Source organism: Yimella lutea, assembly GCF_006715095.1.
GTDB lineage: Bacteria > Actinomycetota > Actinomycetes > Actinomycetales > Dermatophilaceae > Yimella > Yimella lutea.
In genome coordinates this window covers 662,276-674,926 of the sequence record NZ_VFMO01000001.1, presented here as the reverse complement: position 1 = coordinate 674,926, position 12,651 = coordinate 662,276, and the positions used below count along the sequence as shown (strand labels likewise).

General features: G+C 66.7%; 11 protein-coding genes. 3 read left to right on the top strand and 8 right to left on the bottom strand.

Going from position 1 to position 12,651, the window contains the following annotated elements:
* Positions 1–66: 66 nt before the first annotated feature.
* The 3 genes from FB459_RS03120 (at position 67) to FB459_RS03110 (ending at position 4,321) form a co-directional block, all read left to right on the top strand.
* On the top strand, positions 67–2,316 hold the full coding sequence (locus FB459_RS03120) for a (Fe-S)-binding protein (RefSeq protein WP_141927435.1): 2,250 nt from the start codon (positions 67–69) through the stop codon (positions 2,314–2,316).
* A 146-nt stretch (positions 2,317–2,462) separates the two neighbouring features.
* Positions 2,463–2,825 carry a hypothetical protein gene (locus FB459_RS03115; RefSeq protein ID WP_141927434.1) on the top strand — a complete coding sequence of 121 codons (363 nt, stop codon included), beginning with the start codon at positions 2,463–2,465 and terminating at the stop codon, positions 2,823–2,825.
* Positions 2,822–4,321, top strand: a complete 1,500-nt coding sequence (locus tag FB459_RS03110) for an alpha/beta hydrolase family protein (protein ID WP_141927433.1) — start codon at positions 2,822–2,824, stop codon at positions 4,319–4,321. Before FB459_RS03115 ends, FB459_RS03110 begins: the two co-directional genes overlap by 4 nt.
* 6 nt (positions 4,322–4,327) lie before the next feature.
* On the opposite strand, the gene FB459_RS03105 is transcribed toward FB459_RS03110, so the two are convergent.
* Genes FB459_RS03105 through dcd form a run of 8 tightly spaced genes read right to left on the bottom strand, consistent with a single transcriptional unit; the run spans position 4,328 to position 12,630 of the window.
* Entirely contained in the window at positions 4,328–6,154 is a 1,827-nt protein-coding gene (locus FB459_RS03105) for an ABC transporter ATP-binding protein (RefSeq protein ID WP_141927432.1), read from the bottom strand.
* Positions 6,151–7,881 carry an ABC transporter ATP-binding protein gene (locus FB459_RS03100; protein ID WP_141927431.1) on the bottom strand — a complete coding sequence of 577 codons (1,731 nt, stop codon included), beginning with the start codon at positions 7,879–7,881 and terminating at the stop codon, positions 6,151–6,153. The genes FB459_RS03105 and FB459_RS03100 overlap by 4 nt, the downstream gene beginning before the upstream one ends.
* Positions 7,882–7,893: 12 nt before the next feature.
* Positions 7,894–8,826: an ABC transporter substrate-binding protein gene (locus FB459_RS03095; RefSeq protein WP_141927430.1), complete on the bottom strand. Its 933-nt coding sequence runs from the start codon at positions 8,824–8,826 to the stop codon at positions 7,894–7,896.
* Positions 8,823–9,563, bottom strand: coding sequence for an ABC transporter permease (locus tag FB459_RS03090; protein ID WP_170221662.1), 741 nt, complete (start codon positions 9,561–9,563; stop codon positions 8,823–8,825). Before FB459_RS03090 ends, FB459_RS03095 begins: the two co-directional genes overlap by 4 nt.
* Entirely contained in the window at positions 9,560–10,201 is a 642-nt protein-coding gene (locus FB459_RS03085) for an ABC transporter permease (RefSeq protein ID WP_141927429.1), read from the bottom strand. Before FB459_RS03085 ends, FB459_RS03090 begins: the two co-directional genes overlap by 4 nt.
* A complete protein-coding gene (locus FB459_RS03080) occupies positions 10,198–11,334 on the bottom strand; it encodes an ABC transporter ATP-binding protein (protein ID WP_141927428.1) in 1,137 nt (378 codons plus the stop codon). Before FB459_RS03080 ends, FB459_RS03085 begins: the two co-directional genes overlap by 4 nt.
* Positions 11,335–11,379: 45 nt before the next feature.
* Entirely contained in the window at positions 11,380–12,054 is a 675-nt protein-coding gene (locus FB459_RS03075; RefSeq protein WP_141927427.1) for an alpha/beta hydrolase, read from the bottom strand.
* Entirely contained in the window at positions 12,055–12,630 is a 576-nt protein-coding gene (gene dcd / locus FB459_RS03070; protein WP_141927426.1) for a dCTP deaminase, read from the bottom strand.
* Positions 12,631–12,651 lie beyond the last annotated feature (21 nt).

Here is a 12,651-nt window from a genome sequence, read left to right as displayed (position 1 = left end):
GGGGTCGATCTTCCATCGAGAACCGACGCCGAGTACTCGCGAGTAACCGATCGTTAGGATGCGTGCATGTCCCCGCTGCAGATCGTCTCCATCGTCCTGACCCTCGGGATCACCCTGGTCGGGGTCGCGATGGTCGCCCGCGCCGTCCCGCAGATCATGTCCGGCTTCAAGCTCGGGCGCCCCGAGAACCGCGGTGACGCCAAGGGCAGGCGCACGGCGACGATGCTGCGGGAGATCTTCGGGCACACCCGGATGTCGCGTCTGCCGATCGTCGCGATCGCGCACTGGGTCACGATGATCTCGTTCATCATGCTGTCGCTGGCGGTGCTCCAGTCCTACTTCCAGGTCTGGGACCCCACCTTCATGCTGCCGCTGCTCGGGTCGTTCTTCCTGTGGGGCTGGGCGAACGAATTCCTCGGCTGGGCCGGACTGCTCAGCATCCTGTGGTTGATCTGGAACCGCCGAAAGAACCACCCGGGACGCTCCGCCGGACACGACGGCCGCAAGTCCCGCTTCTTCGGCTCGACCTTCTGGCAGGCCTACTTCGTCGAGCTGGTCATCGCGATCGAGATCATCTGCGTGGTCACGCTGCGCGGCCTGGAGTACGCCCTGGACAAGACCGGCTCGGGCGAGCACGCCGATGTCCTGCACTTCCCGCTGACGTTCTGGTTCGGCGAGTGGTTCACGAACATGGGCCGCGAGGGAATCAAGCAGTTCATCGTGGTGATCTCGGTGATCAAGATCGTCACCGCGATGGTCTGGCTGATCACGATCTGCCGCAACCTGACGATGGGTGTCGCCTGGCACCGTTTCCTGGCGTTCTTCAACATCTTCTTCAAGCGCCACCCCGACGGCCGCACCTCGCTCGGCGCACTGGAGCCGATGAAGGTCGACGGCAAGCCGGTCACCCTGGAGTCGTTGGAGGAGATGGACGAGGACACCACCTTCGGTGTCGGCAAGGTCGAGGACTTCACCTGGAAGGGCCTGCTCGACTTCTCCACCTGCACCGAGTGCGGACGTTGCCAGAGCCAGTGCCCCGCCTGGAACACCGAGAAGCCGCTGTCGCCCAAGCTGCTGATGATGACGTTGCGCGACAACGCCGCTCACCGTGCACCGTTCATGAAGGCCGGAGTCTCCGGTGGCGACAACAGGGAGAACGGGGAGAACGCCCCCGACGTCCTGGGCGCGACGCTGATCGGCGACACCGGGTACGACATCGACAGCCCGCTCATGGCGTACAACCCGCACGGTCCGGACGCCGTCATCGACCAGGACGTGCTGTGGAGCTGCACCACCTGCGGCGCCTGTGTCGAACAGTGCCCGGTCGACATCGAGCACGTCGACCACATCGTCGACATGCGCCGCTACCAGACCCTCATCGAGTCGGCCTTCCCGAGCGAGCTCGGTGGCCTGTTCAAGAACATGGAGAGCAAGGGCAACCCGTGGGGCATGTCCGCGCGGGCCCGCCTCGACTGGGCCAAGGAACTCCCCTTCGAGGTCAAGGTCTTCGGCCAGGACGTCGAGTCGCTGTCCGAGGTCGACTACCTGTTCTGGGTCGGTTGCGCCGGTGCATACGAGGACCGCGCGAAGAAGACCACCCGCGCGGTGGCCGAACTGCTCGACCTGGCCGGGGTCGACTTCGCCGTCCTCGGTGACGGCGAAACCTGTACCGGCGACTCCGCCCGCCGCGCCGGCAACGAGATGCTCTTCCAGGCCCTGGCCCAGCAGAACGTCGAGACCCTCAACGGGGCCGGCGCGAGCAAGATCATCGTCACCTGCGCACACTGTTTCAACACGATCAAGAACGAGTACCCGCAGGTGGGTGGCGAGTACGAGGTGCTGCACCACACCCAGTTGCTCAACCGCCTCGTGCGCGAGAAGAAGCTGACCCCGGTGACCCGTCCCGGCGAGACGCCGTCGTCCGTGGGCGCTGCGTCCACCGGTAAGTCCGTCACCTACCACGACCCGTGCTACCTGGGCCGTCACAACAACGTGTACGCCCCGCCGCGTGAACTGATCGGTTCGCTGCCCGGCGTCGAGTACCGCGAGATGGAGCGCAGCGGCGAGAAGTCGTTCTGCTGCGGCGCCGGCGGTGCGCGCATGTGGATGGAGGAGAAACTGGGGTCGCGGATCAACCTCAACCGCACCCAGGAGGCCGTCGCGACCGGCGCTGACCGCATCGCCATCGGCTGCCCGTTCTGCCGCGTGATGCTCACCGACGGTCTGACCGCCGAGCAGTCCGAGGGCAACGCCCGCGAGGACGTCGAGGTCGTCGACGTGGCGAACATGCTGCTGGCCGCGGTGAAGTCCGACTGACGGACAGCTGAACGATCGAGGGCCACTCCGTTCGGGGTGGCCCTCGATCCTTCTGCTGTCCACAGCCCGGTCGGTGACGCTGCTCTGTTCACAGGCTTCCGCGGACGCGTGGTGCCGGCGGTTGTGCCTTACCTACCGTCCGGGTCATGAGTGATGCGGACGAGATCAGAGCGGTAGCGCGTCAGGCGTCCACCATCGCAGGCGAGATTCGACGCGCGGCCTGGCGCATCGGCACCGCAGACGCGGTCGACTGGCGCAGCGTCGGGGCCATCCAGTACCGAAAACGGCTGCACGAGAAGGCCGGTCGATTGAACAACCTTGCCCGGGAGGTGGACGGCATGGCTGGCGCACTGCACCGGTACGCGACGGCGGTCGAGGTCGGCCAGTCGGCGCTGACCGATGCAGCGATGGACACCGTCGGTGCGTTCCACGATGCCGCCAAGGGCGTCGGTCGGACGATCGCAGAGACGAGTCGGCCGCTCACGAGCGGGTTCGGGCTGCGCCGATGAGCCGGCAGCCCGGGGCACCGGAGCGCACCGGCGGAGCACATTCGACGGTCGCCGACCTGACCGACATGCGCGTCACCGCGAGTGTGCTCGAAACAGAGGGGAATGCCGTTCGCCGGGCGGGGGGCGACATCGTCTCGGCACTGCTCGACCTGCCGGCGAGCGCTGTGCCGTTCGCTCCACTGCACGCGGCCGGCATCGCTGCCGACGAACTACGCCTCGTGCATCACCCGAACGGCATACTGGCCACCGGTGTCGACCTCGAACTGACCGCTCGAGCGCTTCGCGGAGCGGCTGTTGCGTACGCCGTCCGCGATGCGTCCCTGGCGGCGAGTCTGCGCTCGTTCAAAGTGATCATGGCGCCACCGCGGGTCGCTCTGACGCTGTACGGCACGGTGCAGGTCAGCCTCGCCGCGTCCGTTCCTCTCCCCCGGAAATGGGACTGGGCACGCGACGCAGCGATGCCGCCGTGCGCGCGCAACATCAACCCCCTGGCCGGCGTGGTGGGTTGCACGACAGCGGCGTTGATCGCGGATCCAGAACTGACCGACGCCACGCTGCTCACCGCACAGCAACTCCTGTTCGTCGTCGATCCGATGACTGCTCCGACCCTGGAGGCGCAGGCGGCCGCCGTCGTCCGATACGCCAGGGCGGGACGGCTGCTGAAGGACGACCGTCCGTTGACCGTGACACCGGTCGCGCCGCATGAACGAACGCATCTGGCGCCGCCGCGGGATGCCGCACAGGTGATCAGCAGCATCGACCGGTTGGAGACCACCTCCGCCAGTGCCGGCAACACGGCCTCGCGCATCCGAGTCCGACAGGTCACGACTGCCGACGGTGTCAGCGCGTGGATCGTCGAGGTGCCGGGTACCCAGGACTGGTCGGCCGATCGGCCGCGCAACCCCAGCGACGCCGCGGCGAACCTGCTTGCGGTCGCTGGCATGCCTAGTTCGCTGTACCCGGCGATCGAGAAGGCACTGCGGACGTCGATGGCGAAGAAGGGGGTGACGCCGGGCAGCCAGCCGGTGCTCATCGCCGGGCACAGCCAGGGCGGGATCGTTGCGACGCGGCTGGCTCAGGACCGTCGGTTCCGACAGACCTTCCGGGTCACCCATGTGGTCACTGCCGGTTCACCGGTGTCGCGGATCGCGTTGCCGGCGAGCGTGAAGTCGCTGGACTTCGCGCATCGCGCTGATCCGGTGCCGCGCCTGGACACCCAGGGTCCGCCCGACCGGATGAACCGGTACGGACTCACCGGCGACCCGGCTCGGCGAGTGGGCGACGAGACGGACCCGATCGCGGTTCACGGGGCCACGCGTTACGCCGATTCGGCGGCCCACTGGGCACCGGCGATCAGCACCGACCCGAATGTGCGCAACTTCTACGACAGTCCGTTCTTCCACGGCACCACCGGCACCGTCGACGACTACCACTTGCAACGACCGGGGCCGCCCGACGTGGTTGCCACGCCCAGCGACACACCGGCGAACCGATGAACCCGATCAGGTTGCGACGCCTTCGAACTGGGATGCGTACAGGTCGCTGTAGACCCCGCCCAGTGCCAACAGTCGCTCGTGGTCCCCCGTCTCGACGATGCGTCCTCGGTCCATCACCAGGATCACGTCGGCGTCCCGGATCGTCGACAGACGGTGGGCGATCACGAAGCTGGTGCGGTTCGCGCGCAGGGCCGCCATGGCGTGCTGCACGAGCACCTCGGTGCGGGTGTCGACCGATGAGGTCGCCTCGTCCAGGATCAGCAGTGCCGGATCGGCGACGAACGCCCGGGCGATCGTGATCAGCTGTCGCTCACCGGTGGAGACATTGGTCCCGTCCTCGTCGACCACGGTGTCGTAGCCGTCGGGCAGGGAGTGCACGAACCGGTCGACGAAGGTGGCTTGCGCCGCTTCGAGCACGTCCGCCTCGGTCGCGTTCGGGTTGCCGTAGGCGATGTTCTCGCCGATGGTGCCGTGGAACAGCCAGGTGTCCTGCAGCACCATCCCGATCCGTGAGCGCAGGTCGGTACGCGGGACGTCGCGGATATCCCTGCCGTCCAGCGTGATTCGTCCGGAGTCGATGTCGTAGAAACGCATCAGCAGGTTGACCAAAGTGGTCTTTCCGGCGCCGGTGGGTCCTACTATCGCGACCGTCTGACCGGGCTCCACCTCGAGGTCGAGGTGCTCGATGAGAGGCTCCTCGCCGTAGGAGAACGAAACGTCCTCGAAGGTCACCTTTCCCCGCGCCGGCGACAGTCGGCCGGCGGCGTCGGCAGGCTCCTCGGGGGCGTCCAGCACTTCGAACACCCGCTCCGCGGAAGCGACACCCGACTGCAACAGGTTGACCATCGACGCGAGTTGGGTGATCGGTTGGGTGAACTGCCGGGAGTACTGGATGAACGCGGTGACCTGACCGAGCGACATCCCGCCGTTCGCCACCTGCACCCCACCGAGCACACAGACGATGACGTACTGCAGGTTGCCGACGAACATCATGATCGGCATGACCAGTCCGCTGACGAACTGCGCCCGCCAGCTGACGTTCGTGAGTTCGTCGTTCTTAGCCCTGAACGTCGCCTGCACCTGCGGGCCGCGTCCGAAGACCTTCACCAGATCGTGTGCGGAGAACGTCTCCTCGATCTGGGCGTTGAGCTCGCCGGTGTGCTGCCACTGCTGCACGAACAGCCCCTGCGACTTCTTCATCACCTTCGCGGTCACGACCATCACGACCGGCACCGCGAGCACGGCGACGATCGTCAGCCACCACGAGATCGACACCATCATCACGACGACGCCGATCACGGTGAGGCCGTTGAACAACAGCTGACTGATCGACTGTTGCATCGACTGTCCGACGTTGTCGATGTCGTTGGTGACCCGCGACAACATCTCACCCCGTGGCTGGCCGTCCAGGTATGCCAGCGGCAGACGGTTGACCTTGGCCTCGACGTCGTCGCGCAGTCGCTGGACGGTGCGCTGGACGACCTTCGCCAGCAGGAACCCCTGCACCAGTTGGGCCACCGCGGCGACCACGTACAGACCGACGACGATCGCGAGGATGCGTCCGACCTCGTCGAAGTCGACCGAGCGGCGACCGATCACACCGTCGTAGATCTCATCGACGGCCGCACCGAGCACACGCGGCGCGATCACCGACAGCACCACCGCGACGACGGTGAGTGCGAGCACCAGGATGAGCGTGAGGCGATGCGGGCGCAGCCGGCCCAGCAGCCGCTTGGACGAACCCTTGAAGTTCATCGTCTTCTCGGCCATACCGATGCCCATCGACGGGCCGTGGCCGCGGCGCATGGGCGACTGGGTGGTCCGGGTGCTCATGCCGCGTCCTCGATCCGCTGCGAGGCGCAGATCTCCTGGTACTCGGTACAGTCACGCAACAACTCCTCGTGACGTCCGTGCCCGACCACTCGGCCGTCCTCCAGCACGATGATCTGATCCGCATCCCGGATGGTCGAAACCCGTTGGGCGACAAGGAAGACCGTGCTGTTTCGGACGTACGGCGCGAGCGCGGTTCGAAGGGCGCGGTCGGTGCGCAGGTCGAGCGCGGAGAAGCTGTCGTCGAACAGGTAGATGTTGGCCCGGCTGACCAGGGCGCGCGCGATGCACAGCCGCTGCCGTTGGCCCCCGGAGAAGTTGGTGCCGCCCTGGCTGACCGGTGCGTCGAGCCCGCCGTCGAGTTCCTGCACGAAGTCGGCCGCCTGCGCGATGCGCAGCGCTTCCCACAGTTGCTCGTCGGACGCGTCCGGGTCGCCGTACCGAAGGTTGGACGCGACGGTGCCGGTGAACAGGTACGCCTTCTGCGGGACGATGCCGACGCGTCCCCACAGCAGTTGCGGGTCGAGCTCCCGCACGTCGACGTCGTCCACCAGCACCTCACCCGAGGTCGCGTCGAACAACCGGGCGATCAGTGACAGCAGCGTCGTCTTGCCCGATCCGGTCGCGCCGATGATCGCGATCGTCTGGCCGGGAGTTCCGCGCACCGAAACGTCCTGCAGCACAGGGACATCCGCACCGGGGTAGGACATCGAGACGTCACGCAACTCGACCACACCACGGCCATCGTCCGGCGTCAGCGGGTTCGCCGGCGGCATCACCGACGGCTCCGTGTCGAGCACCTCCACGATGCGCTCGGCCGACACCGACGCACGCGGGATCATCATGAACATGAAGGTGGCCATCATGACCGCCATCAGAATCTGCATCAGGTAGGTCATGTAGGCCGTCAGGGCACCGATCTGCAGGGACCCGTCGCCGACCTGATGACCACCGAACCACCACACCGCGGTGGTCGACAGGTTCATCACCAGGAACACAACGGGGAACAGCGCCGACATCAGCCGCCCGGTGCGGATCAGCAACCCGGTGAGGTCTTCGTTGGCCTCGGTGAAGCGTTGCTGCTCGAAGCGCTCACGGGTGAACGCACGGATCACCCGGACGCCGGACAGGTGCTCGCGCAGGATCCGGTTGACGCCGTCGAGCTTGACCTGCACCTGCCGGAAGCCGGGCACGAGTTGCCGGATGATCAACGAGATCGTGACGCCGAGGACGATCACCGCGACCACGATGAGCCAGGACAACGACACTGATTCCTGCAACGCCATCACCACGCCGCCGATCATCATGATCGGCGCGGCGATCATCAGCGTGGCGCCCATCAGCACCACCATCTGCACCTGCTGGACGTCGTTGGTGCCCCGAGTGATGAGGGTGGGCGCCCCGAAACGGTTCACCTCACGAGCCGAGAACTCACCGACCCGCGCGAACAACGAACCCCGGGTGTCGCGCCCGTAGAACATCGCCAGCTTCGCTGCGACATAGGCCGCCCCGATGGCGGCGAACACCTGTACCAACGACACCAGCAGCATCCAGCCGCCCGTACGCCAGATGTATCCGGTGTCGCCGACGGTGACCCCCTTGTCAATGACGTCGGCGTTGAGCGAAGGCAGGTAGAGCGAGGCCGCGACGCTCAGCAACTGCAGCAGGACGAGGGCGCCGGTCAGGCGCGGATACCGCTTCAGGTGAGCGATGACGAGACGGGAGAGCACCCACCTACTCTGTCAGGCCAACCCCTCGGCCTGCAGGAAGGTTTTCGCGACAGCCTTCGCGCTCTTCTTGTCGACGACGACCTGCTTCAGCATCTCGGCCAGCTTGTCGGTGGTGAGCTTGGCCGAGACCGCGTTGAGGGCCACCTGCATCTTGGGCGTGGCTGCGGACTTGGCCACCAGCGGCACGACCTGGTCGGCGCCGAACAGCTTCTTGTCGTCCTGGAGCACGACGAAATTGTTGACCTTGATGGACGGGTCGGTGGAGAAGATGTTGCCTGCCTGCGCCTGGTTGTTCTTCAGCGCCTCCACGACAGCGGCCGAGGCGAGCGGGCGGAACGACTTCGGGGTCAGGTTGTAGGTGCGCTTCAGCCCCAGCAGTCCCTGCTCACGGCCCTGGAACTCCGAGGGCGCGGCGATCGTGATCTCGTTCGCGTGCTTGGCCAGATCGGAGATGGTCTTCAGTTGCCATTTGTCGGCGGTGGCCTTGGTGACCACCATCTCGTTGGAGTCCTCGGCACGGGAGGGCTGCAACGCGAGTTGGTTGCACGGCAGCGAGGTCAGCAGAGCGGCGTACACCTCCTGCGGGTCCTTCTCCTTCGAGTTCTCGTCGACGAAGGTCAACAACGAGCCGGTGTACTCCGGCACCACCTGCACCGAACCGTCCCCGAGCGCCTTGAGGTAGGCCTCACGCGCACCGATCGGGTCAGTGGTAGAAGCGCGAATCCCCTTGGCCTGCAGGGCCCCCGCGTACACCTCGGCGATCAGCGAGGACTCGGGGAAGTCGGCCGAACCGACCTTGATCGGTGCCTCCTTGGGCTTCTCGACCTTGCAGTCACCACCGCCGGAACCGGAGTCGAGCGCGTCACCGGACAGCCCACACCCCGACAGCGAGAGGACGAGGGCGGCGCTCAGCGCGGCGCGTCGGCGGAACGTACGTGTGGTCATCGGGCACTCCCTGTGGCTTCGAGGGCCTTGCGTTGCGAACGGGCCGATCGTCGTCCGGAGCGGCCGGTGAGACCGGGCGAGACGACCGTGCGCTGGATCAGCGCGAAGAGCAGGTCGACGGCGAGGGCGAGCAGTGCGACCAGCAACGATCCGCCGACCATCACCTCGTACTTGCTCTGCGCCAGGCCGTCGATGAGGTAGCGGCCGAGGCCGCCGAGCGAGACCGCAGCAGCGATGGTCGCGGTGGCGATCACCTGCAAAGTGGCGCTGCGCAGACCGGAGAAGATCAACGGAAGCGCGTTCGGCAGTTCGACCCGGGTGAAGACCTGCCCGCCGGTCATACCCATGCCCTTGGCGGCGTCCCGGGCCGCAGGATCGACCTCACTGACGCCGGCGTACGCGCCGGCGACGATCGGGGGGATGGCGAGGATGACCAGGACGACGATCGAGGGGGCGGTGTAGGCGAGGTCGCCGCTCAGGCGCGGGCCGGCGAACATGGCGGCCACGAACAGCAGACCCAGGGACGGGACCGCACGGGCTGCGTTCGCGGCCGTGACCAGCCACTTGCCCTTGCCGGTGTGGGCGATCCAGGTGCCGAGCGGAATGGCGATCGCAGCAGCGATCAACACGGTGAGGAGGCTGTAGATGACGTGTTCCTGCAACCGCATCGGGATGCCATTGGGCCCTGACCAGTTGACGCCGTCGGTCAACCACTGCCAGACCTTCTCCAGAATCATCGCGTCACCACCCGTTGCCAGGGGGTGAGCAGCCGGGCGATCAACTGGATCACTGCGTCGAAGACGAGCGCGAGCACCAGGCAGGCGACGATCCCGACGAAGATCTCGTCCCAGTACTGACGCTGGTAGCCGCTGGTGAGGTAGTACCCGAGTTGGGGTACGCCGATCAGTGAGGCCACGCTGACGATGCTGACATTGCTGACCGCCGCGACCCGCATGCCGGAGGAGATGACCGGCGTCGCCAGCGGCAGGTCGACCTTGAACAGTCGCTTGAGCCGCGTCATCCCCATGGCCGTCGCCGCCTGTGTCACCGTCGACGGGACGGCGTCGAGCGCGTCGGTGACGGTGCGGACGAGCAGTGCGACGGTGTAGATCGTCATCGCGGCGATGACATTCCACGCGGACAGGATCTTGGTGCCCAGAATGATCGGCATCACGATGAACAGTGCCAGGGACGGGATCGTGTACAGCAGACCGGACCCGGCCACCAGCACATTGCGCCAGCGCGGACGGCTGTGCGCGAGCCAACCGAGCGGCAGTGCGATCAGGAGTCCGAGCACGAGCGGAATCCCGGCGAGCAGCGTGTGCTGCCACGCCCGATGCAGGATGTCGGACCAGTTGTCGAGGGCGTAATTCACGTGCGGCCGTTCGCGTGTTCCGGCGCGACGTCGTCCGGGTCGACCTCGACACGATCGGTTTCCTCGATCGCGCGCAGCACCTCGTAGGCGCGGACGGTGCCGGCCAGGCGTCCGTCGTCGTCGACGATGATGCCGCGGCGAGACGGCGAGGACAGTGCGGCGTCCAGACTCGTGCGCAGCGGGCCGCCCGAGCGGGCGACGGTGCCACCACGGTGCAGCATCGAGGGTTCGATGGCGCTCTGAATACGCGCCGGCTCGATCCACCCCTGCGGTTTGCCGTCTTCGACCACGAGCAGCCAGCGGCCGTTCGTCGCGGCACGCGCCTGCTCGACGGTGGCACCGAGTTCGACGGTGGGTTCGCTCATCAGTGGGAACCGCGGGGAGTTCTGGAAGCTGAGTGACCGGTACCCGCGGTCGCGTCCCACGAAGTCCGCGACGAAATCGTCGATCGGGTGGGCGAGCAGGTACTCCGGCGAAGCCATCTGGGCGAGTTTGCCGCCCACGCGCATCACGGCGACGTTGTCGCCGAGCTTCATCGCCTCGTCGATGTCGTGGGTCACGAAGACGATCGTCTTGTCGAGTTCGTCCTGCAGCCGAAGGAACTCGTCCTGCAGCTGGTCGCGGACCATCGGGTCGACGGCACTGAACGGTTCGTCCATCAGCATCACCGGCGGATCGGCGGCCAGCGCCCGGGCCACGCCGACGCGCTGCTGCTGCCCACCGGACAGCTGCGACGGATACCGGTCGGCGAAATCGCCTGGCAGACCGACGAGTTCGAGCACCTCGCGGCTACGATTGCGAATCTTCTGCTTGTCCCAGCCGAGTAGTTTCGGCACGGTGCCGACGTTCTCCAGCACCGTCTGATGCGGGAACAGTCCGCCGTGCTGAATGACGTACCCGATGCCGCGGCGAAGTTCGGGAGCAGCGACGTCGGCGATGTTGCGGTCGTCGATCGTGATCGTGCCCGAGGTGGGTTCGATCATCCGATTGATCATGCGCAGCGTGGTCGTCTTGCCGCAGCCGGACGGGCCGACGAGGCAGGTGATCTGGCCCGTGGGGGCCTCCAGGTCAAGGTGGTCGACGGCGATGTTCTTGTCGCCGAACGACTTCACCACCTGCTCGAAGCGGATCATTCCGCCAACCTAACCGCTGTGGCCGCGTCCGGAACTGTTGCGCGCCTACGCATTCCTGGGCTGGTCGCCGCCGTCGCCCACCAGGTAGTGGTGCAGGAAAGAAGCGACCTCGCGGTGCCAGCCGGCCGGCCGGAACATCAGCGTGTGCCAGTCGGGCACGCTGCGGTACGTCGCGCTGCCGCCGTCGATGCGGATGCGGCGGACCAGGTCTGCGGACGCGTCCGGATCGGTGACGTTGTCGAGGCGTCCGTGCATGACCATTACGGGAGTGCCGAGGAAACGCTTCTCGTCATACCCGTCGGCCAACCACGGTGCCAGGCCGATGACCGCCCGGACGTCCGGCTCGTCCACGAGTTCGAACGCGGTGCGGCCGCCCATCGAGTGACCGACGACCGCGACCGGAAGATCGGGATAGAGCTGTCCGATACGCATGAGTGCCCATCGCGCATCGGCGACCGGGGACATCACCCTATCGTTCCAGCCTCCGACGGCATTGAGGAGCCGGACGACTGCCAGGTCTGGTCGACGGCGGGCGATCCCGGCCGCGGCCACCCGCACCGGCAGCGGTGATGGGTCGAACGTGCTGCGCGCCTCGACCCCCTCCACGTCGCCGCCGTGCAGCATCAGCACGACGCCCCGGGGCTCGGTCGCACGTCGGTCGGGAAGGATCAGCGTCGGCCTGACGCGACCGACGCCCGGGCCGATCTCCCGTCGCTCCACCTAGACCTGCGTGCGGTGGAAGTTCTTGTACGACCGGCTGGCCGTCGGTCCACGCTGACCCTGGTAGTGCGAGCCGTATTTCTCACTGCCGTAAGGATTTTCGGCCGGGCTCGACAACTGGAAGAAGCACAACTGACCGATCTTCATCCCGGGCCACAGCTTGATCGGCAGGGTCGCGACGTTGCTGAGTTCGAGAGTTACGTGGCCGCTGAACCCCGGGTCGACGAAGCCGGCGGTGGCGTGTGTGAGCAGACCGAGACGCCCCAGGCTCGACTTGCCCTCGACACGGGCGGCGACATCGTCGGGCAGCGTGATCGTCTCGAAGGTGGAGCCGAGAACGAACTCACCGGGGTGCAACACGAAGGGCTCGTCCGGCTCGGACTCGACCAGCCGGGTCAGCTCGTCCTGCTCCTCGCTGGGGTCGATGTAGGGGTACTTGTGGTTGTCGAACAACCGGAAGAACTTGTCGAGCCGGATGTCGACGCTGGACGGCTGCACCATCCCTGCGTCCCACGGGTCGAGGACGACGCGGCCGGCGTCGATCTGGGCCAGGATGTCGCGATCGGAGAGGAGCACGCGCCCAACTTACCCATTACG

Bases quoted from the DNA above. Each gene is read 5' to 3' on its own strand.
- FB459_RS03110 (WP_141927433.1), top strand. From the start codon at position 2,822: ATGAGCCGGCAGCCCGGGGCACCGGAGCGCACCGGCGGAGCACATTCG.
- FB459_RS03080 (WP_141927428.1), bottom strand. From the start codon at position 11,334: ATGATCCGCTTCGAGCAGGTGGTGAAGTCGTTCGGCGACAAGAACATC.
- FB459_RS03120 (WP_141927435.1), top strand. From the start codon at position 67: ATGTCCCCGCTGCAGATCGTCTCCATCGTCCTGACCCTCGGGATCACC.
- FB459_RS03105 (WP_141927432.1), bottom strand. From the start codon at position 6,154: ATGAGCACCCGGACCACCCAGTCGCCCATGCGCCGCGGCCACGGCCCG.
- FB459_RS03095 (WP_141927430.1), bottom strand. From the start codon at position 8,826: ATGACCACACGTACGTTCCGCCGACGCGCCGCGCTGAGCGCCGCCCTC.
- FB459_RS03090 (WP_170221662.1), bottom strand. From the start codon at position 9,563: ATGATTCTGGAGAAGGTCTGGCAGTGGTTGACCGACGGCGTCAACTGG.
- FB459_RS03115 (WP_141927434.1), top strand. From the start codon at position 2,463: ATGAGTGATGCGGACGAGATCAGAGCGGTAGCGCGTCAGGCGTCCACC.